Origin of the sequence: Arthrobacter sp. Leaf141 (assembly GCF_001424565.1) — a bacterium.
In the GTDB taxonomy this organism is placed as follows: Bacteria; Actinomycetota; Actinomycetes; order Actinomycetales; family Micrococcaceae; genus Arthrobacter.
In genome coordinates this window covers 60,173-84,268 of the sequence record NZ_LMOL01000009.1, presented here as the reverse complement: position 1 = coordinate 84,268, position 24,096 = coordinate 60,173, and the positions used below count along the sequence as shown (strand labels likewise).

The 24,096-nt window shown below is 67.9% G+C and carries 21 protein-coding genes and 1 pseudogene; 8 read left to right on the top strand and 14 right to left on the bottom strand.

Annotated features, from left to right (window positions below; all coding sequences use genetic code 11):
* Both ASF72_RS08960 and ASF72_RS08955 read left to right on the top strand, forming a co-directional pair.
* Positions 1-271 (top strand): annotated as a pseudogene (locus tag ASF72_RS08960) (hypothetical protein); the annotation flags it as partial.
* 166 nt (positions 272-437) lie between these two features.
* On the top strand, positions 438-2,186 hold the full coding sequence (locus ASF72_RS08955; RefSeq protein WP_056598135.1) for a pyruvate dehydrogenase: 1,749 nt from the start codon (positions 438-440) through the stop codon (positions 2,184-2,186).
* An 84-nt stretch (positions 2,187-2,270) separates the two neighbouring features.
* On the opposite strand, the gene ASF72_RS08950 is transcribed toward ASF72_RS08955, so the two are convergent.
* Positions 2,271-3,125 (bottom strand): hydroxymethylpyrimidine/phosphomethylpyrimidine kinase, encoded by an 855-nt coding sequence (locus ASF72_RS08950; RefSeq protein ID WP_056598134.1) that lies wholly within the window; start codon positions 3,123-3,125, stop codon positions 2,271-2,273.
* Positions 3,126-3,313: 188 nt separating this feature from the next.
* Between ASF72_RS08950 and ASF72_RS08945 the strand changes: the two genes are divergently transcribed.
* Entirely contained in the window at positions 3,314-4,039 is a 726-nt protein-coding gene (locus ASF72_RS08945) for a queuosine precursor transporter (RefSeq protein ID WP_082484176.1), read from the top strand.
* A gap of 112 nt (positions 4,040-4,151) precedes the next feature.
* On the opposite strand, the gene ASF72_RS08940 is transcribed toward ASF72_RS08945, so the two are convergent.
* The 6 genes from ASF72_RS08940 to ASF72_RS08915 all read right to left on the bottom strand — a co-directional run bounded on the left by ASF72_RS08940 (position 4,152) and on the right by ASF72_RS08915 (position 9,864).
* A complete protein-coding gene (locus ASF72_RS08940) occupies positions 4,152-5,075 on the bottom strand; it encodes a type IV toxin-antitoxin system AbiEi family antitoxin domain-containing protein (protein ID WP_056598133.1) in 924 nt (307 codons plus the stop codon).
* 143 nt (positions 5,076-5,218) lie between these two features.
* Positions 5,219-6,541 (bottom strand): tRNA guanosine(34) transglycosylase Tgt, encoded by a 1,323-nt coding sequence (gene tgt / locus ASF72_RS08935; RefSeq protein WP_056598131.1) that lies wholly within the window; start codon positions 6,539-6,541, stop codon positions 5,219-5,221.
* Positions 6,542-6,574: 33 nt separating this feature from the next.
* Positions 6,575-7,300: an SRPBCC family protein gene (locus ASF72_RS08930; protein WP_056598129.1), complete on the bottom strand. Its 726-nt coding sequence runs from the start codon at positions 7,298-7,300 to the stop codon at positions 6,575-6,577.
* 82 nt (positions 7,301-7,382) lie between these two features.
* Positions 7,383-8,381 carry a DUF6707 family protein gene (locus ASF72_RS08925; RefSeq protein ID WP_056598127.1) on the bottom strand — a complete coding sequence of 333 codons (999 nt, stop codon included), beginning with the start codon at positions 8,379-8,381 and terminating at the stop codon, positions 7,383-7,385.
* An 88-nt stretch (positions 8,382-8,469) separates the two neighbouring features.
* On the bottom strand, positions 8,470-9,009 hold the full coding sequence (locus ASF72_RS08920; RefSeq protein ID WP_050684486.1) for an NUDIX hydrolase family protein: 540 nt from the start codon (positions 9,007-9,009) through the stop codon (positions 8,470-8,472).
* A 9-nt stretch (positions 9,010-9,018) separates the two neighbouring features.
* Entirely contained in the window at positions 9,019-9,864 is an 846-nt protein-coding gene (locus ASF72_RS08915; RefSeq protein ID WP_200933636.1) for a VOC family protein, read from the bottom strand.
* 179 nt (positions 9,865-10,043) lie between these two features.
* On the opposite strand from ASF72_RS08915, the gene ASF72_RS08910 reads away from it, so the two are divergent.
* On the top strand, positions 10,044-10,643 hold the full coding sequence (locus ASF72_RS08910) for a YdeI/OmpD-associated family protein (RefSeq protein WP_050684487.1): 600 nt from the start codon (positions 10,044-10,046) through the stop codon (positions 10,641-10,643).
* Between the two features lie 15 nt (positions 10,644-10,658).
* Here ASF72_RS08910 and ASF72_RS08905 read toward each other — a convergent pair whose 3' ends face one another.
* The 4 genes from ASF72_RS08905 to ASF72_RS08890 form a co-directional block, all read right to left on the bottom strand.
* Positions 10,659-11,816, bottom strand: a complete 1,158-nt coding sequence (locus tag ASF72_RS08905) for an ABC transporter ATP-binding protein (protein WP_082484175.1) — start codon at positions 11,814-11,816, stop codon at positions 10,659-10,661.
* Entirely contained in the window at positions 11,813-13,402 is a 1,590-nt protein-coding gene (locus ASF72_RS08900) for an ABC transporter permease (protein WP_082484173.1), read from the bottom strand. The genes ASF72_RS08905 and ASF72_RS08900 overlap by 4 nt, the downstream gene beginning before the upstream one ends.
* Before the next feature lie 5 nt (positions 13,403-13,407).
* Positions 13,408-14,463: an iron ABC transporter substrate-binding protein gene (locus tag ASF72_RS08895; RefSeq protein WP_050684488.1), complete on the bottom strand. Its 1,056-nt coding sequence runs from the start codon at positions 14,461-14,463 to the stop codon at positions 13,408-13,410.
* Between the two features lie 166 nt (positions 14,464-14,629).
* A complete protein-coding gene (locus tag ASF72_RS08890; protein WP_056598121.1) occupies positions 14,630-15,964 on the bottom strand; it encodes a glycoside hydrolase family 76 protein in 1,335 nt (444 codons plus the stop codon).
* Between the two features lie 144 nt (positions 15,965-16,108).
* On the opposite strand from ASF72_RS08890, the gene ASF72_RS08885 reads away from it, so the two are divergent.
* Together ASF72_RS08885 and ASF72_RS08880 are read left to right on the top strand one after the other, a co-directional pair.
* Positions 16,109-16,900: an SDR family NAD(P)-dependent oxidoreductase gene (locus ASF72_RS08885; RefSeq protein WP_050684490.1), complete on the top strand. Its 792-nt coding sequence runs from the start codon at positions 16,109-16,111 to the stop codon at positions 16,898-16,900.
* Entirely contained in the window at positions 16,897-18,120 is a 1,224-nt protein-coding gene (locus tag ASF72_RS08880; RefSeq protein ID WP_056598119.1) for an acyl-CoA dehydrogenase family protein, read from the top strand. Before ASF72_RS08885 ends, ASF72_RS08880 begins: the two co-directional genes overlap by 4 nt.
* A 10-nt stretch (positions 18,121-18,130) precedes the next feature.
* On the opposite strand, the gene ASF72_RS08875 is transcribed toward ASF72_RS08880, so the two are convergent.
* On the bottom strand, positions 18,131-19,012 hold the full coding sequence (locus tag ASF72_RS08875) for a DUF1684 domain-containing protein (protein ID WP_056598117.1): 882 nt from the start codon (positions 19,010-19,012) through the stop codon (positions 18,131-18,133).
* Between the two features lie 225 nt (positions 19,013-19,237).
* On the opposite strand from ASF72_RS08875, the gene ppc reads away from it, so the two are divergent.
* Together ppc and ASF72_RS08865 are read left to right on the top strand one after the other, a co-directional pair.
* Positions 19,238-22,048, top strand: a complete 2,811-nt coding sequence (gene ppc, locus ASF72_RS08870; protein WP_050684492.1) for a phosphoenolpyruvate carboxylase — start codon at positions 19,238-19,240, stop codon at positions 22,046-22,048.
* A gap of 104 nt (positions 22,049-22,152) precedes the next feature.
* Entirely contained in the window at positions 22,153-22,458 is a 306-nt protein-coding gene (locus ASF72_RS08865) for a hypothetical protein (protein WP_056598116.1), read from the top strand.
* Positions 22,459-22,471: 13 nt separating this feature from the next.
* Here ASF72_RS08865 and ASF72_RS08860 read toward each other — a convergent pair whose 3' ends face one another.
* Positions 22,472-23,089, bottom strand: a complete 618-nt coding sequence (locus ASF72_RS08860; RefSeq protein ID WP_056598114.1) for a DedA family protein — start codon at positions 23,087-23,089, stop codon at positions 22,472-22,474.
* The gene (locus ASF72_RS08855; protein WP_056598112.1) at positions 23,070-24,047 is read right to left on the bottom strand and encodes an RluA family pseudouridine synthase; all 978 of its coding nucleotides are present in this window, start codon (positions 24,045-24,047) and stop codon (positions 23,070-23,072) included. The genes ASF72_RS08860 and ASF72_RS08855 overlap by 20 nt, the downstream gene beginning before the upstream one ends.
* Between the last annotated feature and the right edge of the window lie 49 nt (positions 24,048-24,096).

Here is a 24,096-nt window from a genome sequence, read left to right as displayed (position 1 = left end):
GGGAACACTGTCTGCGCCGGTGCCGACGGTGTCCGGGACGGCGAAGGTTGGTTCGGTGTTGACTGCTGTTCCGGGTGCGTGGGGTCCGGCGCCGGTGACGCTGGCTTACCAGTGGTACCGCGGCAGCACTGCCATCACCGGCGCCACCGGACCGACTTACAAGCTGGTGGCAGCGGACAAGGGAGCTGCCATCAAAATACGCGTGACCGGCACCAAAACGGCCTACACTGCCCTGGCCCGCTACTCAGCGGCCACCGCACTGATCGGCTGATCCGCCTGTCCGGGGCCACCTGGAACGGCATTGCGGTAACCACCGGCCCCCTTTCCTATCCCGGCAAGGGGGCCGGTGGCGTTAAGGGGCCAACGGGAAAGTACCCAGCCTGGCGGACTATATTGGGCCTGTCAGCCCATCAATTCGATTGCGGGAGTGTGCACGCATGGCCAAGGAAATCGCCACCCAACTTATTGAACAGCTGCAGGCTGCCGGAGTGCAGCGGATTTACGGGATTGTGGGCGACAGCCTGAACCCCATCGTGGACGCTGTCCGCAAGACCGGGGGCGCCAGCCAGGGCGGCATCGACTGGGTCCATGTGCGGCATGAGGAGGCCGCCGCTTTCGCAGCCGCGGCCGAAGCGCAACTGACCGGCAAACTCGCCGTTTGCGCCGGCTCCTGCGGCCCCGGAAACCTGCACCTGATCAACGGCCTTTACGATGCCAACCGGTCCGGCGCGCCCGTCCTGGCCATCGCCTCGCACATCCCCAGCAAGCAGATCGGCAGCAGCTTCTTCCAGGAGACCCACCCGGACCGGCTGTTCAATGAATGCTCCGTCTACTCGGAACTGGTCAGCACCGCCGAACAGGCACCGCGCGTAATGCACAGCGCCATCCAGCATGCCGTGGGCCTGGGCGGCGTCGCCGTCGTCACCTTGCCCGGTGACGTGGCCGGGCTCGAAGCCACCACCCCCACGCCGCTGCCGGCAACTTTCCGGCGGGCCAGCCTGGTGCCGGATCCGGCCAGTGTGCAGGAACTCGCGGATGCCATTAACGACGCCGGGAAAGTCGCCATTTTCGCCGGCGCGGGGGTTGAGGGGGCCCACAGCGAGCTGATCACCCTTGCCGAGCGTGTGCATGCGCCCATCGGCCACTCACTCCGCGGCAAGGACTTTGTCCAGTACAACAACCCCTATGACATCGGCATGACCGGGCTGCTGGGCTACGGCGCTGCGGCAGAAGGCATCGACGACGCGGACCTGCTGGTCCTCCTGGGCACCGACTTTCCCTACGATCAGTTCCTGCCCGGTACCCGGACCGCGCAGGTGGACCGGGCAGCGCACAAGATAGGCCGCAGGACCGACGTCGACATCGCCGTGCACGGCGACGTGCTGCCCACCCTGGCTGCCCTCCTGCCACTCCTGAAGCAGAAGAAGAGCCGCCGCTTCCTGGACCAGATGCTGAAAAAGCACGACCGGCTGATGAACAAAGCCGTGGGTGCCTACACCCGGAAGGTGGAGAAAAAACAGCCCATCCACCCCGAATACGCGGCATCGCTCCTGGACCAGCTGGCCGCTGAGGACGCCATCTTCACGGCCGATACCGGCATGTGCAACGTGTGGACGGCCCGGTACATCAACCCGCTGGGCACCCGCCGGCTGATCGGTTCGTACCTGCACGGCTCCATGGCCAACGCCCTCCCGCACGCCATCGGCGCGCAGGCCGCGTTCCCAGGACGGCAGGTCGTCTCCGTATCCGGCGACGGCGGCCTCTCCATGCTGATGGGTGAACTCATCACTGTTGCGGCGCACAAACTGCCGGTCAAGGTGGTGGTGTTCAACAACTCCACCCTGGGCATGGTCAAGCTGGAGATGCTGGTGGACGGGCTGCCGGACTTCGGTGTGGACGTCCCCGATGCGAACTACGCAGAGGTTGCCCGGGCCCTGGGGTTCCACTCCGAACGGGTCACGGACCCGGCCCGGATCGAGTCCGCCTACCGCGAAGCCTTTGCCCACCCAGGCCCGGCGTTGGTGGAGCTCATCACCGATCCGAACGCGCTGTCCATCCCGCCAAAGATCTCCGGCTCGCAGGTGCTGGGCTTCGCCACCGCCATGTCCAAGGTGGTCCTGAACCGCGGCGCCGGGGAAGCGGTGAGCATGGCCCGCAGCAACCTTAGGAACATCCCGCGCCGCTAGGGCCCGCATTCCCTGGTCGAGGAGATACCAACGCCCCCGCACCGATGTGCGGGGGCGTTGGAGTTTCCAGCCGGTGCGCCCTGGCTAGCGGGCGCCGCCCTGCCAGAGCGCGTCGAACGGCGCTCCGGAGGCAACCCGGTTTTTGATGCCGGCCGTGACGAAGGCTTTGGCCGTTCGAGCCGCTGCCAGGGGCGAGGCACCCTTGGCGAGTTCAGCGGTGACAGCTGCGGCCAGGGAGCAGCCGGCGCCGGACACCGCCACCTCACCGACTTTGGGGGCGCTGAGCACTTCGAGGGTCGACCCGTCGTAGAAGACATCCACGGCGTCCGCACCGGCCAGGCGCACTCCGCCCTTGGCCAGGACTGCTGCGCCGCTGATTTCGTGGATGCGGATGGCGGCGGCCTTGAGGGACTCGACGTCGGTGATCACCAGGCCGGACAGCGACTCCGCCTCGAAATGGTTGGGCGTCACAAACGTGGCCAGCGGCAGGATATGGGCCTTCAGCGCCTGGTCGGTGTCAAGCGCGTGTCCCGGCTCCTGGCCCTTGCAGATCAGCACCGGGTCCAGCACCACATGGCGGAAAGCATTGGCCTTCAAGGCGCCGGCAACCGTGGCGATGGTGGCCGGGCTGCCCAGCATGCCGATCTTCACGCTGTCCAGCACAGACGGCGCGCCCGACGCCGGGCCGTACGCCGCCGTCGTCGCCTCCAGTTGGTCAGCAATCACCTGCTGGTCCACGGGCACAAAGCGGTGGTTCCAGTTGTCCGTCGGATCGAAGGAGACAATGCAGGTCAGGTTGGCGATGCCGAAGACGCCCAGTTCCTGGAAGGTCTTCAGGTCCGCCTGCGCGCCGGCGCCGCCGGTGGCTTCGGACCCTGCGATGGTCAGGACAACTGCGGGGGCAGCGGGCTGTGTTGCGTCGGCGGAAACGGAAGTCATGGCACCATCCTGCCATCCGGCGTCGTCCGTTTTCCTTGTGTTTCTGAACAGGGCACTCCGGCAGTATGTGTTCACCGTTACAATGGGCGGCAGCCGGGCGCGGCCAATGGGAGAATTGGGCGACAGTGCTAATACAGCCGGCCCGCGAAGCATCCGCGACCGAGCGAACCACTTTGAACGGACCTCCCATGCCTTCTGCCCCGGGCCCTGACGCCCTCCCCACCCACGCGCGCGGCGCAGCCCCAGGCCAGGCGGCCAGGTTCGCTTCGATCGGCTCGCCGTACTTCGGGATCCTGCTCGCAGCCATGGCGGTCATCCTGATCCTGTCCAACATTGGCGCGTCCAAGGGCGTGGCATTCGGCCCCATCATCACCGACGCCGGCTTTTTCCTTTTTCCGCTGGCCTACATCCTGGGCGACGTGATCAGTGAGGTCTACGGCTTCAAAGTGGCCCGCAAAGCCATCCTCACCACTTTCGCGCTGTCCGTCTTCGCATCGTTGAGCTACTGGGTGATCATCGCGCTGCCGGGATTCGACGACGACTTCGGCGCGTCCAAGCAGGCTGCGCTGGAAGGCGCGCTGGGACCCGTCCCGCAGATCGTGCTGGCCTCGCTGCTGGCGTTCCTGGCCGGGCAAACCATCAACTCATGGATCCTGGTCCGGATGAAGGCCCGCTCCGGCGAGAAGTCGCTGTGGGCCCGGCTGATGGGCTCCTCCGGCGCCGGCGAGTTCGTGGACACCCTGATCTTCTGCAGCATCGCGGCCTCGGTCATCGGCATCACGGACTTCGGCATGTTTGTGAATTACGTGGTGGTGGGGTTTGTCTACAAGACCCTGGTGGAATTCCTGTTTGTGCCGGTCACCGCCGTGGTGATCGGCTGGATCAAGAAACGCGAGCCCAGCTACCTGGCCTAGGCCCATGTCACCCGAAACGCTGGAACGGTGTGGGGACGCTGTTCCGGGTCAGCGTCCCCGCACCGTTCCAGCGATTTCGACGCCGGGAGGCCGACCGGGCACGGAAACAGGACTAGCGTCCTAGGGCTGTGAGCACGCGTTGTTTGAACTCCTGCTCCCGGAACAGGTCCTTCCATTCCACCCGGACAAAGAACCAGCCGTCCTCGGTGAGCGCCTTTTCGCGGCGCCGCTCCTGGAACAGCACTTCGGCAGTGGGCTTGTAGTCGAAGTACTTGACCTTTCCGTCGAATTCGAGGGCCACTTTCTTGTCCTTCCAGGCGAAATCGAGCCGGTGCCAGCCCGCGCGGCTCCGGACCTCCACCTGGGCCTCGGGTTTGGGGAGCTGCAGGCGGGTGATGAGTTCGCGGGTCAGCGTTTCCCCGGCCGACTCGGCGCTGGCATCTGCGTTGGCCAAAGCCGCCCGGAGGTTGCGTATCCCGCGCTGCCCTGCCAGCCCGTCCGCCGCTGCCTGCATGAGGGAGGTATCCGCGCCGAGCCGCAGCGCGTTGTCCATAATGATCAGCGACTGGCGGTAGCTGAGCATCAAGGCGCAGTCCACCGTTGTGCGCTCAAGGGTGGTAACGCGGAGCGTGGCCCGGGTTATGACCTCTGCGTCTGAAAAGGGCCGGGTGTGGCCACGGATGTCCTTGCCGAGGCGCTCACAGGACGGCCGCACCCGGAACAGCAGGTGGATCAGGTCGTCAACATTCCAAAGGAAAAGGCCATGGAGCCTTGCAGCCGAGGTGTGGCTGTACACGAAGCCGCCAGTCGACGTCGTCAACGTCCCGTAAGCATGGGCATGGATCAGCTGCACACTGCGAAGCGAAGCGGACTGCTTTTCCCATAGAGCGCCCCGGATGTAGCAGCCGTACCGGAGCCGGACCAGTCCGCCGCTGCTGACGAGCTGGCGTACGGCCCGGGAGTTCAGTCCCGCGGCCCTCAGCTGGCCGGTCCGCCAAAGGCTGCCTGCTGCGGGGAGCGGCGGGAGCTGTGTCATCCACCCAGCTTCGGATGGGCTCCGCGCGTGGGCCAGGTTCCGCCGTCGTTATGTGGAAAACAACCGGGACGCTGGAACGGTGCGGGGACGCTGTCCCGGTTCGGCGTCCCCGCACCGTTCCGGCGATTCCGACGGCGTCGGGCTCAGGAGTAGTACTGCCCCAGCGTCTCGGCTTTGAAGTCGAAGAAGGTGCCGGCCTCGATGGCCAGCCTGGCGTCGTCCACCATCTTCACCACAAAGCGCTCGTTGTGGATGGAGATCAGGGTTGCGGAGATCATTTCCTTGGCCTTGAACAGGTGGTGGATGTACGCGCGGGAGTAGTTGACGCAGGTGTAGCAGTCGCAGCCGTCCTGCAGCGGGCCGTAGTCGCGTTTGTATTTTGCGCCGGAGAGGTTGAACCGGCCCTGCGGTGTGTAGAAGGCGGAGTTGCGGGCCACCCGGGTGGGGGAGACGCAGTCAAAGGTGTCCGCGCCGTTCTCGATGGCCGTGAAGATGTCGTCCGGCTCGGAGATCCCCAGCAGGTGCCGTGGTTTGTCCTCCGGCAGCTCCTCATTGCACCAGCGGACAATCGTGCCCAGGTTCTCCTTCTCCAGCGCCCCGCCGATGCCGAACCCGTCAAAGGGCATGGCGCCCAGGTCGCGGCAGGCCTGGCGGCGGAGGTCCTCGTACTGCGCGCCCTGGATGACGCCGAACAGCGCCTGGTACGGTTTCCCGACGCGGGTGGAGGTGAGCCGGAAGTGCTCCTCGATGCAGCGCAGCGCCCACAGCCGGGTGCGTTCCAGCGACTCCACCTGGTAGCCACGGGAGTTCTGCAGGGTGGTGAGCTCGTCGAAGGCGAACATGATGTCCGCCCCGATCCGGTGCTGGACCTGCATGGAGATTTCCGGGGAGAACCGGTGCCGGTCGCCGTTGAGGTGGCTCTTGAACCAGACGCCGTCGTCGTCGATATGGGCGAGGCGTTCCTTGCCGGGCGCCACGGCGTCGTCAGGTCCGGAGGAATCAACAGACTTCATGTCGATGACCTTCTTGAAGCCAGAGCCCAGGCTCATGACCTGGAACCCGCCGGAATCGGTGAACGTGGGGCCGGGCCAGTTCATAAACGCGCCGAGGCCGCCCGCTTCGTCCAGGATGTCAGCGCCCGGTTGCAGGTAAAGGTGGTAGGCGTTGGCCAGGAGCGCCTGCGCCCCAAGGTCCGCCATGGATTCGGGCAGGACGGCTTTGACCGTCGCCTTGGTTCCGACGGCGATGAACGCCGGCGTGCGGATCTCACCGTGCGGGGTGGAGATGCTGCCGGTGCGGCCCAGGAATTCACCGCCGTTTTCCGAGACCTGGGCGCCGGAAGGACTGCAGGAGTCCGACAGCCGGGTACCCACCCGGAAGCCGAACTCGGCCTGGACGGCAGGCTGCCCGGCCGTACCGTCAGTGGCGGCTTGCTGGGACGGGGCAGGGGCGGGGTTGGCTGGCACCGTACCAGTGTGCCAGCATTCCCCGCCGCTCCGTCAGCTGGCCGGTTCCGATGTGGGGTAGTTCTCAGCGCGCCAGTTGTCCCACCCCGTACGGATCGACTCCAGCCGGTGGGCGCCCAGCCCGTACGTTGAGGCAATCACCAGGGACCCGCCGTCGGGCCGGATGTCCTCGATGATCGGCTGGTCCGTGACCACCAGGAGGCCCTCGCCGTGGTCGGCGTAGTCATGGACCGTGAGCCCCACCTGGTGGTTGGACCGGTACCAGACCTTCCCGGAGATCTCCTCGCCGGTTCCCAGCGTGAGCCGGTAGTCCCCGCCCGGCGCCGGGACGTCGGCCAGGCCCAGCTTTTCGATGGCGGAGCCCGGACCGCCCGGGAGGTTCAGGAACAGTGTGTGGCGGGAGCCGCGGGGGTGGCGCTCCAGCACAAACCGGAGCTGCTCGAGGAACGTGAGCCAGCCCTGGGTGATGTCCTCATCCCAGGCAGCCCATTCGGAGTTGTGGTCCAGCGCGGCGCGGGTCACGCTGACCCGGGTCCCCGTGGGCACGGGGTGGAGCTCAAAGACGTCCCCGCCGTGAACAGTGAGGCTGGTGTGGTCCGGTGCTTCCTGCACGTCGTCGGAGAAGTAGATCTCTTTGATTTCGGCGTCCAGGTCCTCGGCCTGCCAGCCGTGCCACTGGGCAACTTTGGCGGGTTCGCGCAGCATGGTCCAGACCTGCGGCGCATCGGCGTTGATCACTACGCTCAGATTGTTGGTCATGCCCCGAATGTACAACTCCCGCCCCGTCCCGGGTAGGGGGCAGTTGCCGGCCGGCGCTGTCCCGCGCCGGCCGGGTGGATCCTCAGGCGCGGACGGCCTCAAGTTCGTTGCTGATGCGCCGCTTAAGTTCGCTGCCGCCGATGGTTTCCGAACCGCCGTGCGCGCGCAGGAACAGCAGTGATTCGAGCCGCAGCAGCCGCCATTCCCGTTCGGCGTCGTGGTTGGAATTGTCGATGGCCCGGAAAATTTCCTTGTCGTACAGGTTGGGCTCATTGAGCGAACGCTGCCGCACCTTGGCCGCCATCCGGGCCTTGAACGGGTCGGTTTCCTGGTTCTCGGGAGTCCGGATCAGCTGCTCGTAGACGGCGGCCCGGCGGTCCTGGCCATCCTGCCGGCAGATGTAGCTGGCCAGGGCGAGGGCCGCTTCCACGGACGTCCAGCGGCCGGGGTTGCCGTCAAAGGGCAGGACCGTGATGAGGTCCGCGACGAGGAGCGCGTTCTCGGCGTCCTTCAGGGCCACAAACAGTTCCTGGGCGAGGTCGCTGAGGTCCTTCAGGCAGCTGCCCGACTTGAAGTTCACGCCCTTGGCCAGCCGGTCCGCCAGCAGCATCACGCCGATGGCATCCGGGTGCGCCTCCGCCGCGGCTTCCACAACGGACTCCGGGGTGCCGGCGGCGGTGGGGATCAGGGCGAGTTCCTCGTCGCTGGGTCCCTTGATGGCCGGTGGTACGGGCGGCAGCGGGGGAACCACGACGGCGGGCGCCGCTGCGGCGGGCGCAGCAGTTCCGGCGGGCTGCTGCTGCCGTGCTTCAGCTGGTTGTCCGGCCGCCTCGGGAAGGCGGGTGACGGCGTCGGCATGCTGGTCCACCACGGTGACGCTGGTGCCCACGGCGATGCGCAGGGTGCCGCCGCCGGAAAGGCTGGCGAGGACCAGGGCGGGCGCCCCGAAATCGTCGCGCTCCACCTCGATCTGATGGATTTCTGCGGTCCCCCGGCCGTCCGGCAGCAGGATGTGGTGTCCGCTGCCCAGAGATCCAGCCTGCTGTTCGCTGTGGCGCCGTGCGGCTGGTGTTTCGGTCATGGAAGTCCTTAAATTCTTGTGCGGTCCGCCCAACAGTCTACAAAGGCGGGCACCGGAAATCGGGGACCCGGCGGGTGGGGTGCGGGTGTCAGTAGCCCACGCCGGCGAAGGCCAGGGCCTGCCGGATGAGCCCGCCGCGGCCGCCGACGAACTCCAGCTGCACGCCGGGGCTGAGGACCTCGTCCGGGGTCATCCAGGTCAGTTCCAGGGCATCCTGCCTCGGTTCGCACTCGCCCGTGACCGGGATGACGTACGCCAGGGACACCGCGTGTTGGCGTTCGTCGGTGAACCCCGTCTGCGACGGTGCGGGGAAGTATTCGGCCACGGTGAAGGGCACCGGGCTGATGGGCAGCTGCGGGAAGGCCAGCGGACCGAGGTCCTTTTCCATGTGTCGGAGCAGGGCGGCGCGGATGGTTTCGCGGTAGATGACGCGGCCCGATACAAGCGACCGGACCATGGTGCCGTCCTCGTCCGCTTGCAGGAGGGTCCCCACCTCGTTGACGAAGCCCAGCGGGTCCAGCCGAACGGGCACCGCCTCGACGTACACCATGGGCAGCCGCCCGCGGGCCTCAAAAAGGTCTTCTTCGGAAAGCCAGCCGGGATTCGGGTCAGGTGTGCGCACGTTCATGGTTAAGTTCTACCCCATGGGAGGGCGCCGGGTGATCCACAGCTCTCCGGGGGCAGGGGTGGCGGTTCCGTCGACGGCGCCGCCCGCCGTACTTTCGCCGGCCCCTTGTCCGGCTGTAGCATCCGTCCCGGGCGCGGCGTTCCCACCGGCGCCAGGCACGGTGCCCTTCCCGGGGTCCTGCCCGGCGTCCGGGTGTGGAACCCGCAGGAGGCTGCCCGGTCCGTCCGGTCCCTGGCCGGCCAGGGCAGCGGCGAAGCCGGCGGCCTGGAGCCGCCCGCACAGGGCGGCCAGGTCGCCGTCGTACTCAAAACCAAGGCCGGAGCGGGCCGGGCCGTGTCCCGGCCTGACCAGGATGACGCCGCCGTTTTTGGCCGTGAACGCAGAGGCGTCGGCGGCGGCATGACCGGTCCTGGGCCGGGCACCGATCCAGCCCAGGGTCCGGGCCGCTGCGGATGGGTCTTCCGTGAACCAGAGTCCCACAACGGCCAGAGCCGGATCCGCGCCCACTGTGGGTACGGCAGGGTTGGCGGTCGCCGCCAGGAAGGAAAAGCCGTCCGGGGCGCTGATGCCGCAGCTGGCGCCGTCGCCGGACATTACTGCCGGGATCCGGCCGTCGCCCTGGGCGTCGAGGTTGGTGCGGCGGGCAAACTCGGCCAGGACGCGCACCTCGAAGCCGAGCTCAGCCCGCCCGGCCAGGCCGGGGAGGGCAGGGTGGGCAGGCTGCAGCGAGATCCTGCCGGATCCTGCGTCGAACGTGCGGCCGTTACCCGTGGCGGGGACCATGCCCAGGGCAACGAGCAACCGTTGCCACTCCAGGAGCCTGGCGGTGTGCTGAAAGGGCCGGACGCGGAGCATGGCGGATCCTTGGGGTGCTGGCGGATGGTGACGGGACGCCGTGCCCGGCTGGGCGGTGGGCCGGAGACCGGGCGGCAAAGCTCCCGGTGCCCCCAAGCCATCCTGTCACGGGCGGGACGTGGCTGCGGCGGGTGGCGTTGATGGTGTCGCAGCGATGGTCTGCACGGCAGAATGGTGCCATGGCGATCGAACTCGAGGAACTGCTGGTGCCCGACGCTGCCGCCTGGCGGTCCTGGCTCGAGGCGAACCACGCTGACAGTCCCGGGGTGTGGCTGGTCCTGCACAAAAAGGGCGGGACGGTGACTGGGATCAACTACGCCGCGGCGTTGGATGAAGCCCTGTGTTTCGGCTGGATTGACGGCCAGGCCAGGAAGCGCGACGCCGAAAGTTCGTTCCAGCGGATGACACCCCGCGGCCGCCGCAGCGTCTGGTCCGCCCGGAACGTCACCTACGTGGCCCGGCTGGAGGAGGAAGGCAAAATGACCGGCGCAGGCAGGGCCGCCGTCGACGCCGCCAAAGCGGACGGCCGCTGGGCCGCTGCCTATGCCGGGCAGGCAACCGCGGAAGTTCCGGCTGACCTGGCCGCTGCGATCGCCGCCGTTCCCGCCGCCCAGGCCATGTTTGACGTCCTCACCAGGTCCAACCGGTTTGCCCTGATCAACCGCACCAACAGCGTTAAACTGGCCGCCACCCGCGAGCGGAAGATCGCTGGTTTTGTGGAGATGCTGGCCCGGAGCGAAGCGCCGTACCCGCAGAAGAAGCGCCCCGGCGACGCCTGAACGGCGCCCGGTCGCTTACGTGTCGGCCGGAAACGCGACGCCCTCGCCCACAACGCGCAGGCACAGTTCCATGCCGGGCCGGGCAATGGACGCGTTCCAGTGCCGGATGGTGATGACTTCGCCGCCGCCGGGATACCGGTGGTCGGACGTGCCTGCGAGCTCCGGCGGGACGGCCAGTTTCAGCCGGACGGTGGTTTCTGGGCCGAAGTAGTCGGTATCCACCACAACGCCGCGGATGGGACCGTCCTCGGCGATGCGGATCTGTTCCGGCCGCAGCATCAGCTGCACCCGGCCCTGGGCCGGCGGCCTGCGGACGGGGATCCCGCCGAGCGAGCAGGTGGCCAGGGAGCCTTCCAGCCAGGCGTCGAGGATCACGGCGTCGCCCAGGAACTCGGCGGTGGCCCGGTCTGCGGGCCGGGTATAGACCACAAACGGGTTCCCGATCTGCGCCAGTTTCCCGCCGCGCATCACCGCCACCTGGTCGGCGAAGGACAGGGCCTCGGCCTGGTCGTGGGTGACCAGGATGGTGGTGACGCCGGCGTCGCCCAGCACCTTGGCCACGGCCCGGCGGGTGGCCACCCGGAGGCCCGCGTCCAGCGCGGAGAACGGTTCGTCCAGGAGCATCAGGCTGGGTTCGCGGGCCAGCGCCCGGGCCAGGGCAACTCGCTGCTGCTGGCCGCCGGAAAGCTGGTGCGGGCGCCGTTTGGCCATGGCCGGGTCCAGGGAAACCATCTCCAGGAGGTCGCTGACCCTTCCGGCCACCGCGGTCCGGCCGCCCTGCAGGCAGGCCGGGTCAAGGCCGAACGCCACGTTCCGGCCCACGCTGAGGTGCGGGAAGAGCGCACCGTCCTGTGCCACGTAGCCCACGTGCCGTTTGTGCGCGGGAATCCAGACCCCGTCGCCGGCAACCTGGCTGCCGGCCAGCGTGATGCTGCCGGTGGCGGGGTGTTCGAAGCCGGCGATCAACCGCAGCAAAGTGGTCTTGCCAGATCCTGAGGGTCCCACAATCGCGGTGGTGCCGCCCCGGGCCACCGATAGGTTGACGCCCTTCAGGACCGCCTGGAACCCGAAGTTTTTGGTCACGTCCGCCACCACCAGGTGGCTGTTGGTGCTGGATGCGACGGACGATGCGATCCGCGGTTCCGGCAACCGGGAGGGGGCTTGTTCTGTCACTGTCCGGCTACTTTCTTGGACTGCTGGAAGAGCAGGTAGGTCATCGGGGCGGAGAGCAGGATCATCAGCAGCGCGTAGGGGGCGGCGCCTGCGTAATCGATTTCGCTGCTTTTGCTCCAGAATTCGGTGGCGAGCGTCCGCGTGCCGTTGGGCGAGAGCAGGAGGGTTGCCGTGAGCTCGTTGGTGATGGCCAGGAACACCAGTGCGGCTCCACCGGCGGCGGCAGGGGCCATCAGCCGCAGCGTGACCTGGACAAAGGCCGTCAGCGGCGGCTTTCCCAGGGCCTGCGCCGCCTCATCCAGTTCCTTGGGGGCCTGGGCCAGTCCGGCGCGGAGGTTAACCAGCGCGCGGGGCAGGAACAGCAGGACGTAAGCCGCCACCAGCACCCCGGCGCTTTGGTACACGCCCGGCACCAGCCGGATGCTGACGGTGACGAAGGCCAGCCCCACCACAATGCCGGGCAAGGAACTGGTGATGTAGTTGGAAAGCTCCAGGGTCTTGCTGAACCAGCCCGGGTGCCGCACCGCGAGATAGGCCATGGGGAAGGCCACCACAATCGTGGCCGCGGCGCCGGCCAGGCCGTAGCCCAGCGTGGCAGCAAGGGCCGGAACAAATTCCGCGGCGGCCCAGACGTCCGGGCCGCCGGCCGCCACCCAGCGCAGCACCAGGAACAGCGGCAGGCCGAACGCCAGCACCGTCAGCGCCAGCAGGAAAAGCTGGGCCGGCAGCTGGTACCCGCGCAGCGGCAGGCGCAGGGCCCGCGCCTGGGCACCGGGACCAATCCGCGCGTAGCGGGCTGATCCCCGGGTCCGGACCTCCGCGAGCAGCAGGAGCAGGCAAAAGAACACCAGGACGCTGGCCAGCATGTTGCCGGCGGCACCGTTGAAGGTGGACTGGAACTGGACCATGATGGCGGTGGTGAACGTGTCGAACCGGATCATGGCGAACGCGCCGTATTCAGCCAGCAGGTGCAGGGCAACCAGCAGCCCGCCGCCAGTGAGGGCGATCCGCAGCTGGGGCAGAACCACCCGGAAGAAGGTGCGCCAGGCGCCCAGCCCCAGGGACGCCGCCGACTGTTCGATCGCCGGGTCCAGGCGGCTCAGCGCCGCAGCGGCCGGGATGTACACCAGCGGAAAGTAGGAGAGCGTGGCGATCAGGACGCCCGAGCCCAGGCCGGCCAGGGACGGGACGGCAGACACCCACGCGTAGCTGTTGACAAACGCCGGGATGGCCAGCGGCGCTGCCAGGAGCACCGCCCACGTCCTGCGCCCGCGCAGCGCCGTGCGCTCCACCAGCCAGGCGCCCGCCACCCCCAGCACCAGGCAGAGCGGAACGGTGATCACGGTCAGCAGGACGGTGTTCAGCAGCAGCTCGGCCACGCGGGGCCTGAAGATGAGCCCGACGGCGGTGTCCCACCCGGTTGCCACGCTCATGTAAAGCACGTACCCCAGCGGCACCAGGGAGAAAAGCGCAATCAGGACCGCCAGCACGGATACTGCGGAAACGCCGAAAGGCGGGCGGGGGCTGCTGCCCCGGCCCGCCGCCGTCGTGCGTCCCTTGGGGGAGGCCGAAAGTCCGGGTGTCACGGAAATTAGAGGAGTCCGGCCCCGGTCATCAGTTCGGTGACCTTTTCGGAGTTGAGCTTGGCCGGATCAACGGTGGGTGCCTGCAGGTCCGTGAGGGGGACCAGCTTCTCGTTGGCCGGGATGTCGGAGGCGATGGCGTACTCGAAGGAGGTGCCGTCCTTGAGGACTTCCTGGCCCTTTGCTCCGGTGACGAACTTCAGGAACGCCTGTGCCGCTGCGGCGTTCTTCGCGGTCTTCAACACGCCGCCGCCCGAAACGGAGACAAACGCGCCCGGGTCCTGGTTCTTGAAGTAGTACGGCGTGACGTTTTTGGAGTTTTCGCCGGTCTTGGCCTGGTCGCCGTAGTAGTAGTAGTGGTAGATCAGGGCAGCGTCCACTTCGCCGGCATTGACGGCTTTCATGGCTGTGCTGTTGCCCTTGTAGGCGGTGAAGTTTTCCTTCATGCCGGCCAGCCACTCCTTGGTGGCGTCCTCGCCCTTGAGCTCAAGGAGGGCTGAGACGATGGCCTGGAAGTCAGCGCCGGTGGGCGACGCTGCCCACTTGCCCTTCCACTCCGGCTTGGCCAGGTCCAGCATGGACTTGGGCAGCTGGTCCGCGGACAGCTTGTTCTGGTCATAAACCAGCACGGTGGAGCGCGCGGCGATGCCGGTCCACTTGCCGGTGGAGGGCCGGAATTCTTCGGGGACCTGCTCCTGGGTAGCTTTGTCCACGTCGGCGAAGAGGCCTGCGTTCTCCACCTGCGCCATGGCCGGGGAGTTTTCGGTGAGGAAAACGTCCGCCGGTGAGGCCTGGCCTTCCTGGACGATCTGGTTGGACAGCTCGGTGTCCGAGCCCTGCCGCAGGGTGACCTTGACGCCGGTTTCGGCAGTGAAGGCATCCACCCATTCCTGGGTCAGGCTCTCGTGCTGGGCGTTGTAGACCGTGATTTCGCCGGAGACCGGCTGGCCGGCGGCCGACGAGCCGGACGTGGTGGGGGCGGAACTGCCGCCGCAGGCGGACAGGCCGAGGGCTGCGGTGGCGGCAAGTGCGATGCCGGCCAGCGCGCGGGTGCGGATCTTCATGGCGGAACTGCTTTCTGGGGTAAGGCGGGGGAGCTGCCTATGGGCCGGGGATGCCCACCTGACGAACTTTAGGCCAGCCAATCCTAACCAACAGTCGCGAAAACGGTTAAAGTGATGAGGCTCACACGTATTTGCCGGAGTGTTGCGCGAAGCAGCGGCCGCCGCCTCAGCTCCCCGCAGCCACGTCCGCCGCTGCCGCCAGGACCATCCAGGCCTGCAGTTGCGTGGAAAGTTCGACGGCGGTGCCCGGGGGATACGTGTCGGCTGCCGGTTGCGCGGCATGTTGGGAGAAGACGCTGGCGCCCGGGTGCCCGGCCGCGCCGTTGCCTGCTGTGCTGTGGCCTGCTGCGCCGCGGCCCGGCACCGCGCTGCGGCCGGCCCAGAACGCGGCCGCAGTGTCGGTGACGAGCCGGGCTGCGGTGGTCCGGGCTTCCCCGGGCAGCCTGCCGTCCGTGGCTGCGAGGGCCAGGTAGCGGCACAGGATTCCGGTGAAGAGCCCGGCGTCGCCCGCTCCGTCGCACCGCAGCACTTTCGTCCCGTGGTTCGCGTCCGGACCGCTGGGTGCGGCCGGAGTGCGGGTCAGCACCCGGTCCACGGCGGCTATCAGGACGGCCGCGCGGGCCAGGTTCGCGGTGCCGCCCAATTCCAGCAAGGCACCGAGGATGGGGCCCTGGTTGTAGGTGTAGATGTTCCGCTCCACCTGCACCGCACCGTCCGCACCCCGGCGGGCGCCGTCCAGGTACAGGCTCTGGCCGGCGTCGAAAAGGGTGCCGTCCAGCCAGTCCACCAGCCCCTGGGCTTTGGCGGGCTGGCCGGTCCTGGCGTAGAAGAGTGCCACGGGGGCAGTGGCAGGGGTGTTTTTGAAGTCCCGCTGCTTGCTCCAGAAGACGCCGCCGCCCAGGTCGTCGCTGCAGGCGGCATCAAACTGCCGGGACAGGGACTTCCGCACCCCGGCGTAACGTCGCCGCCCCGGCTTGCCGGTGTCTTCTGCCAGCCGGGCCAGCCTGAGGGTGGCCAGGGCCAGCCAGGCCATGTCGTCGTAGTAGTTGTTGACGAACGTAAAAGTGTTGCGGAGCCGGATGCCGCGGAGCAGCCGGGAGGCGAGCTTTCCGGCGCTGGCGTGGTCCGGGCCGTTGAAGCGGGCCGCAGGGGTGGCGCCGGCCGCCAACTCCTGGCGGCCGGCGTCCACCAGGCAGTCAAGGTAGTGGGCCTGCCACCAGTAGTGCCAGGGGTCCAGCAGGCTGCCGCGGAGGCGGCGCGCGGGGCCGGACAAGCCACGCCACAGGGCGCCGGAGCCGGGTCCTGGGCCCTGGCCGGCCCCGCCGTCCTGGGCTGCAGCTCCGTCCGTATCCCTTGAATCGGGCAGGCCGGACCAGCTGACCGCGGCGAGGTGCGTGCCCGGAAGGTGCAGCAGCCGCCGGCCGAACAGCGCGGTGACGGAACGGGCCGCATGCGTGGCGCGCTGGTTCCAGTCCGGCAAGGCATCGTCCGCTGTGGTCATGGACTCCAGCTTAGGCGTGGGCTTGGCGCCGCGGGCAGACCGGCACCGGTGCGGGTGGTGCACGCGGCGGCAATTTCAGTTAACATTCACTAACTGATGAACCGCTGTCCTTCCGCGGTCCGCAGCACGCATCAAGGAGGATGTATGGACGTCAACGGCTCTGTTGCCCTGATTACCGGGGGCGCTTCCGGGCTGGGGGCCGCCACCGCCCGCCAGCTCTTCCGGGCAGGCGCCTCCGTGGTGCTGGTGGACCTTCCCTCCTCCGCGGGGGCCGCGTTTGCTGCGGAACTTGCCGGTACCGCCGAAGGCCAGTCCGCAGTCTTTGTCCCCGCTGACGTGACGGACGCGGCCCAGGTGCAGGCCGCCGTCGACACCGCCGTGGGACTGGGCCCGCTCCGGATCGTGGTCAACTGTGCCGGGATCGCCACCCCCGGAAAGGTGCTGGGGCGAACGGGGGTCCTCCCGCTGGCGGACTTCAACCGCGTCATCCAGGTCAACCTGATTGGCACATTCAACGTGCTCCGCCTGGCCGCCGCGGCCATGGTGGAAACCGAACCGGCGGAAACTCCGCTGGGTGGGCCGGAGCGTGGCGTTATCATCAACACTGCTTCGGTGGCCGCGTTCGACGGCCAGATCGGCCAGCCCGCCTACGCCGCCTCGAAGGGTGCTGTGGCGGCCATGACGCTGCCGCTGGCCCGGGAGCTGGCACGCTCGCTGGTCCGTGTGGTCACCATTGCCCCCGGCATCTTCGAAACACCCATGATGGCAGGGTTGCCGCAGGAGGCGCAGGATTCCCTCGGGGCGCAGGTTCCGCACCCTTCCCGGCTGGGTAAACCGGATGAGTACGCCAAGCTGGTGGCCCATATTGTGGACAACGCCATGCTCAACGGCGAAACCATCCGCCTGGACGGCGCCATCCGGATGGCACCGAAGTGACCGGCCCGGCCCCCGAACTGCCCACGGCAGACTTTTTCGGCTACGAATCACAGCTCAGCCGGCCCGAGCAGGCCAAGCTGGCCGAACTTCGGGATTTCCTGGCCGCGGAAATCGCCCCCTACGCGGGGGACTGGTGGAACAAGGCGGAATTCCCGGCGCATATCCTGCCCAAACTCGCAGCACTGGAGCTCAGCACGCCTGCCCAGCGGGGCTACAGCCACCTCTTCGCCGGGTTGGTCATCGCCGAGATGACCCGCGTGGACACGTCCATCGCCACGTTTTTCCTGGTCCACCACGACCTCTTTGTGGAATCCCTGTACTCCTTCGGCTCGGCGGAACAGAAGGAACGTTTCCTGGCGGCCGCGTCGGAACTGCGCATCACCGGGGCCTTCGCCCTGACCGAACCACAGCACGGTTCGGATGTGGCCGGTGGCATGGAAACCCGGGCCCGGCGGGTCCCGGCGCAGCCCGGGACAGGGGCGGGAACCCTGGAGGGAGCGGCCGGCGGCGGCGACACGTGGGTGCTCAACGGCGCCAAGCGCTGGATCGGCAACGGAACGTTCTGCGACTACATGCTGGTGTGGGCGCGGGATGAAGCCGACGGGGCCGTGCGTGGCTTTATTGTGGACGCCACCCTGCCGGGTGTCAGCCGCACCCGGATCGAGAACAAAATCGCCCTCCGCACCGTGCAGAACGCCGACATCGTGTTCCGGGACGTCCAGGTGGCGGAAGCTGACCGGTTTGCCGGCATCAACTCCTTCGAGGACACCAAGGAACTGCTGCGCGGGTCACGCATCATGGTGGCTTGGCAGGCCGTGGGCCAGCAGCTGGCGGCCTTCGACGTGGCCCGGCAATACGCGGTGGACCGACACCAGTTCGGCCGGCCGCTGGCACAGTTCCAGCTGATCCAGCAGCAGCTGGTCACCATGCTGGGCAACGCCGTGGCCAGCATGGCCATGATGGCAGGGCTGGCCCGGCTGCAGGACGACGGCGCCGCGGACATGGCGCGGGTGGCCCTGGCCAAGTCCTACCTCAGCGCCCGGATGCGCGAAACCGTGGCGATGGGCCGGTCCATCCTCGGCGGGAACGGCATCGTCACGGACTACCGCATGGCCCGGATCTTTTCCGACGCCGAGGCCATCTACACCTACGAGGGCTCCTTCGAGATCAATACCCTGATTGTGGGCCGCGCGGTGACGGGGATGTCCGCCATCGCCTGAGGCGCTGGCCTTAGGCTTCCCGGCCCTGGCCTTCCGGTTCGGCTGCGGCCGGTGCCGTGTCGGGCGGGAACGGCAGTTTCTCGCCGGCCTCCACCCGGACGTCGAGGCTGTTGTTGCGGACGGGCATGGGGCAGGTGCCGTACGGGCTGAAGGCGCTGGGGTAGTTGATGGCCCGGTTGAAGTCCAGGACCACGGTGGCTGTGCCATCAGCCCCGGGCCGTGGCCGGGGTGCGGACAGTTTCCGCCAGTCGTCCGTGGTGTCGCCGTTGGTGCCGTCGTGGAACGTCAGGGTGAGCGCCCCAAGCTGTTCCTCTTCAGCCTGCAGCCGGAACTCGTGGCCGCTTCCCGGAACCCGGAACACCACCTCGCCGGCAGTCCGGTGCACCCCGTCCACCAGCGGGTTGGCGGTGGCGATCGGCACATCCACCGGCTCGGGGTAGGGGTGGTAGGTCGCGGTGATTTCCCAGGCCGGGTTGTAGGCGTAGGTGGGAACGCCGCGGAAGCCGGTGAAAACCGGGGAGGCCGCGTCCCTGGTGCGGATGGCGTACTTCCCTGCCCGTTTCGCCAGCTCCACCACCACCTGGTCCCCGTCAGCGCCCCCGGACCTTACCCACAGGAGGGATTCCTCGTCGTCGAGCGTTGCCGTGATGGTCCCCGCCACCGGTTCACCGGAATCCACCAGCGACAGCCCGTCGGCGGGCACCGCGGTGAGTTCCGCCGTCGTGCCGTCCGCTGACCACAATCCCGGGGCCAGATCGACGGCGGCGGGGGAGTCCGCCAGCCACTGGAAGGATGTCAGGGTGAGCCAGCCGTGCGGGGCCGCGAGGGCTGTGTCGCGGTTGGCGCGGAAACGCTGCCAGCGTTCCAGTTTGGCGGCGGGGGTGGTGGCCATGGTTCCTTCCGATGGTGCCTGCCACGGTACAACGGTGGCAGGCGGGGTTTTCATCCCGCCGGGAACCCGGCATACCGGGCTGCGGGGTCCTATTGGAAGCGACACTATCTGAGACGGATTGCCACGTCCCGCCGCGCTGCGGGTAGCATCTATAGGCAGTAACGTGGCTCACAGTATCCAGCGCAGTGTACGAGCCAAGTCCGAACCCTCGAAAGATACGCTTCCATGGCTCACACTGCAGCACATCCCGAATCCGATCTTGCCTCCGAACTCAGGGCAGACGTCCGCCGGGTGTCCACCCTCCTGGGCGAATCGCTGGTCCGCCAGCACGGCCCCGAGCTCCTCGACCTCGTGGAGCAGGTCCGCCTGCTGACCAAGGAATCCAAGGAAGCGGCCCGCGGCGGAGCCGACGCCACCGGCCCGTGGAGCGCCCATGACGTGGTGGCCCAGGTCCGCGAACTCCTGGGCTCGCTGCCCATTGAGCAGGCCACCGACCTGGTGCGCGCCTTCGCGTTCTACTTCCACCTGGCCAACGCCGCCGAGCAGGTCCACCGCGTCCGCGGCCTCCGGACCCGGGCGGAAAAGGACGGCTGGCTGGCCAAGGCCGTCAATGACATCGCCGGCCAGGCCGGTCCGGAGGTACTGCAGGACGTGGTGAACGGGCTGGATGTCCGCCCCATCTTCACCGCCCACCCCACCGAAGCGTCCCGGCGCTCGGTCCTGGACAAGATCCGCAAGCTGTCGGACGTGCTGGCCGAGCACACCACCGAGGGCACCACGGCACGCCGGCGGCAGGACCGCCAACTGGCAGAGGTGATCGACCAGATGTGGCAGACCGATGAGCTCCGCCAGGTCCGGCCCACCCCCGTGGACGAAGCCCGCAACGCCATCTATTACCTGGGCAGCATCCTGACGGACGCCATGCCCGAAATGCTGACCGAATTCTCGGAGCTGCTGGGCGAGCACGGCGTCAGCCTTGCCGCCAAGGACGCCCCCATCCGCTTCGGCTCCTGGATTGGCGGTGACCGGGACGGCAACCCCAACGTCACCGCCGGGGTGACCCGGGAAATCCTCCAGATCCAGAACCAGCATGCGGTCCGGATCAGCATCGGCATGATCGACGAGCTGATCTCCATCCTTTCCAACTCCACGGCGCTGGCCGGGGCGGACAAGGAACTCCTGGATTCCATCGACGCAGACCTCGCGAAGCTGCCCGGCCTGGACAAGCGGGTCCTGGAACTGAACGCCCAGGAGCCTTACCGGCTCAAGCTGACCTGCATCAAAGCCAAGCTGATAAACACCGGCAAGCGGGTTGCGGCCGGGTCGAACCACGAACACGGCCGGGACTACAGCGGTACCGACGAGCTCCTGGCGGACCTTGACCTGCTGGAACTCTCGCTCCGGAACCACTCGGCCACCCTTGCCGCTGACGGTGCCCTGGCCCGCGTCCGCCGCGCCATTGCCTCCTTCGGCCTGCACCTGGCCACCCTGGACATCCGCGAACACGCGGACCACCACCACGACGCCGTGGGCCAGCTGATGGACCGGCTGGGCGGGCCCGGGGTCCGGTACGCCGAACTGAGCCGCGAAGAGCGGTTCGAGGTGCTCGGCTCCGAGCTGGCGTCCCGCCGGCCGCTGTCGGGTCACCCGATCAAGCTCGACGGCGCCGCCGACGGGACCTACGACGTCTTCCGCGAGGTCCGTCGCGCGCTGAAGACCTACGGGCCCGACGTCATCGAGACCTACATCATCTCCATGACCCGGGGCGCTGACGATGTCCTGGCCGCCGCAGTCCTGGCCCGGGAAGCCGGCCTGGTGAACCTTTTCGGGGAGAATCCGTACGCCAAGATCGGCTTCGCGCCGCTGCTGGAGACCGTTGAGGAACTGCGGGCCTCCGCCGAGATCATCGACCAGCTGCTCTCCGTCCCCTCCTACCGCGACCTGGTGCGGCTGCGCGGCGACGTGCAGGAAGTCATGCTGGGCTACTCGGACTCCAACAAGGAATCCGGCGTCATGACCAGCCAGTGGGAGATCCACAAGACCCAGCGGAAGCTGCGCGACATTGCCGCCAAGCACGGGGTGCGGGTCCGCCTGTTCCACGGCCGCGGCGGATCAGTGGGCCGCGGCGGCGGGCCCACCTATGATGCCATCCTGGCCCAGCCCAACGGCGTCCTGGAAGGCGAAATCAAGTTCACCGAACAGGGTGAGGTCATCGCGGACAAATACTCCCTGCCCGAGCTGGCCCGGGAAAACCTGGAACTGTCCCTCGCCGCGGTGCTCCAGGGTTCGGCCCTGCACCGGGATCCCCGGACGTCCGCCGGGCAACGCGAACGCTACGGCCAGGTGATGGAAACCGTCTCCGACGCAGCGTTCGAGCGGTACCGGAAGCTTGTGGACCACCCGGACCTGCCCGCCTACTTCATGGCCTCCACCCCCGTGGAGCAGCTGGGTTCCCTGAACATCGGCTCCCGCCCGTCCAAGCGGCCCGACTCCGGCGCCGGCCTGGGTGGCCTCCGCGCCATCCCGTGGGTGTTCGGCTGGACGCAGTCCAGGCAGATTGTGCCCGGCTGGTTCGGGGTGGGCTCCGGCCTCAAAGCTGCCCGGGAGGCAGGAAATGCCGGGCACCTGGTGGAAATGATGGAGCACTGGCACTTCTTCCGTTCAGTGCTGTCGAACGTGGAGATGACCCTGGCCAAGACGGACCTGGACATCGCCGGCTACTACGTGGCCACCCTGGTTCCGGAAGAGCTGCACCACATCTTCCGCACCATCCGGGAGGAATACGAGCTCACGGTGGCCGAGATCCAGATCCTCACCGGCGAGCACCTGCTCCTGGACGCCCAGCCCACGCTCAAGCGCTCCCTCGAGATCCGGGACCAGTACCTGGACCCCATCAGCTACCTGCAGGTGGAACTGCTGCGCCGAGTCCGGGCCGAAGCCGGCACCATCAGCGGCGCGGAAATCGACGAACGCCTCCAGCGGGCCATGCTCATCACCGTCAACGGTGTTGCAGCGGGCCTGCGCAACACGGGCTAACGCTAACCCCCCACCCCTCCCGTTGCGCTATCACCTATGGTCCCCATCCGGGTCGGATAGGGACCGTAGGTGATAGCGCAACGGGGGTTGGATAGGGTTGGGGCATGCCTTCGTTCCAGACCCGCCTCAAGATCACCGGGCTCCGGCCAGGGAACCCGCCGGAGGCCGTGATGGACGCCGCCGTGGAGGCGCTGGGCACCCGCCACCACGTGGAATCGCACCAGCTGCAATTGGCCGGAGGCGTTCCGCAGCTGCACCTGCGGTTCCTGGTGGAGCCCACCGAATACAGCGGCGAGAACCAGCAGGCGCTGCAGTCGGCCGCCATGATGCGCGACGCCGTCGAACGCGTGGCGCTGACCGGTGCGCTGCTGGTGCTCCGGCGCAACCGCGGCCGCTGGGCGCCCGTCTGACGCGCCGCCCGGATCAGGCCAAGGGGCCGGTTTCCTCCACGGGGGAGCGGTCGCCGCGCCGCCGGGTCACAATGATGCCGACGACGGCGCCGATCACCAGGCCCAGCGCTACACCGATCAGCGAACTTGCCCAGAACGGCAGGCGCGTGGCCGAACCCGTGAAATAGCCCAGGCCCACCAGCCAGAACGCCCACACGATGGCGCCCAGGCCTGCGCACAGGCTGAAGCCCCGCAGCGACACGTTGGCGATGCCTGCCGCCGCGCACGTGGCCAGCCTGCCGCCAGGGAGGAACCTGGCGCCGATGATGGTGCCGTAGGTGGAGGACCGGCCGGCTTTCGCCAGGCCCTGGTGGATGCCGCGGTGGACCTTCCGGCCCCACTTCCAGCGGTCCAGGATGTGGCTGAGCCGCCGGCGGAACAGCTGGAACACCACCATGTCGCCCACCCAGGATGCCAGGGCGGACAGGGCGGTAATCAGGAAGAAGTTGGCGCGGCCGTCAGCCGAGAGGGCACCGGCGGTGATCACCACCATCTCGGAAGGGATGGGCGGGAAGATGGCGTCGCCAAGCACCGCGGGGATGATCCAGAAGTAGATCGCCGCCCCCCAGCTGTCAGCGCTGCCGAAGTCCATTGCCACAAGGTACCGCACTTTGTCGGACTGCCTCGCTGAGTTCGCGGCCGCTGCGGTATTCCACTGCTTTGGCGGTGATGGGATCCACGAACCGGATGCCCCGGGCCAGGAGCTGCAGGGGCCGGGAGTAGTCATCCGGTGCCTTGTCCAGCAGGTCAGGGTAGAAGGAGTCGTTCACGATGCCCAGTCCCAGCGAGGCCATGTGGACCCGGAGCTGGTGGGTCTTTCCGGTGTGCGGCTCGAGCCGGTATCTGGCCAGCGGCGCACTTCCGGGGGTGCCGCCGTCGAACGTTTCCAGCTTTTCGATGCGGGTTTCCGCGTTCGGTTCGCCGTCAACAACCTCGGCCAGGAGGTAGCTGCGGGACTTGGTCATCCGGTTGCGGACCACCACGGGAAAGCCGACGTCGGGATGGCCCGGCGCCGGCTGGGCCGCGGACACACACTCGTAGTCCTTCTGCACCTGCCGCTTTTCGAAGAGGACCTGGTACTTGCCGCGGGTGTCCGGGTTGGTGGAAAAGAGCAGCACCCCGGCCGTCATCCGGTCCAGCCGGTGCATGGGGATCAGGTCCGGCAGGTCCAGCTGGTTCCGCAGGCGCACCAGCGCCGACTCCTGGATGTAGGTGCCGCCGGGGGTGGTGGGGAGGAAATGCGGCTTGTCCACCACCAGCAGGTGCCCGTCCTGGTGCAGGATGTCCAGCTCCACCGGAATCCGGGTCTCCGGGGGAAGGGAGCGGTAATACCAGATGAAGGTGTGGTCCCGAAGCGGCGTGGTCCGGTCCAGCGGAACGCCGCCCTCGCCGACGATTTCGCCGGCGTCGAACCTGTCCTCGATGCCCTGCGGGTCGATGTGGCCCCACCGGTGCATCATGTAGTCCATGGCGGTCTCCCACGGGCCCCCGTCCGGGAGGCGCAGGCGGGTCGCGTTGACGCCGTCGCGCACGGGGAGGGGGGATTGCATCACCTGTCCATTCTACCGGCGGGCTTGTACGTCACCGAACAGAAAAAAG

Bases quoted from the DNA above. Each gene is read 5' to 3' on its own strand.
- ASF72_RS08955 (WP_056598135.1), top strand. From the start codon at position 438: ATGGCCAAGGAAATCGCCACCCAACTTATTGAACAGCTGCAGGCTGCC.
- ASF72_RS08950 (WP_056598134.1), bottom strand. From the start codon at position 3,125: ATGACTTCCGTTTCCGCCGACGCAACACAGCCCGCTGCCCCCGCAGTT.
- ASF72_RS08945 (WP_082484176.1), top strand. From the start codon at position 3,314: ATGCCTTCTGCCCCGGGCCCTGACGCCCTCCCCACCCACGCGCGCGGC.
- ASF72_RS08940 (WP_056598133.1), bottom strand. From the start codon at position 5,075: ATGACACAGCTCCCGCCGCTCCCCGCAGCAGGCAGCCTTTGGCGGACC.
- ASF72_RS08930 (WP_056598129.1), bottom strand. From the start codon at position 7,300: ATGACCAACAATCTGAGCGTAGTGATCAACGCCGATGCGCCGCAGGTC.
- ASF72_RS08925 (WP_056598127.1), bottom strand. From the start codon at position 8,381: ATGACCGAAACACCAGCCGCACGGCGCCACAGCGAACAGCAGGCTGGA.
- ASF72_RS08920 (WP_050684486.1), bottom strand. From the start codon at position 9,009: ATGAACGTGCGCACACCTGACCCGAATCCCGGCTGGCTTTCCGAAGAA.
- ASF72_RS08915 (WP_200933636.1), bottom strand. From the start codon at position 9,864: ATGCTCCGCGTCCGGCCCTTTCAGCACACCGCCAGGCTCCTGGAGTGG.
- ASF72_RS08910 (WP_050684487.1), top strand. From the start codon at position 10,044: ATGGCGATCGAACTCGAGGAACTGCTGGTGCCCGACGCTGCCGCCTGG.
- ASF72_RS08895 (WP_050684488.1), bottom strand. From the start codon at position 14,463: ATGAAGATCCGCACCCGCGCGCTGGCCGGCATCGCACTTGCCGCCACC.
- ASF72_RS08890 (WP_056598121.1), bottom strand. From the start codon at position 15,964: ATGACCACAGCGGACGATGCCTTGCCGGACTGGAACCAGCGCGCCACG.
- ASF72_RS08885 (WP_050684490.1), top strand. From the start codon at position 16,109: ATGGACGTCAACGGCTCTGTTGCCCTGATTACCGGGGGCGCTTCCGGG.
- ASF72_RS08875 (WP_056598117.1), bottom strand. From the start codon at position 19,012: ATGGCCACCACCCCCGCCGCCAAACTGGAACGCTGGCAGCGTTTCCGC.
- ppc (WP_050684492.1), top strand. From the start codon at position 19,238: ATGGCTCACACTGCAGCACATCCCGAATCCGATCTTGCCTCCGAACTC.
- ASF72_RS08865 (WP_056598116.1), top strand. From the start codon at position 22,153: ATGCCTTCGTTCCAGACCCGCCTCAAGATCACCGGGCTCCGGCCAGGG.
- ASF72_RS08860 (WP_056598114.1), bottom strand. From the start codon at position 23,089: ATGGACTTCGGCAGCGCTGACAGCTGGGGGGCGGCGATCTACTTCTGG.
- ASF72_RS08855 (WP_056598112.1), bottom strand. From the start codon at position 24,047: ATGCAATCCCCCCTCCCCGTGCGCGACGGCGTCAACGCGACCCGCCTG.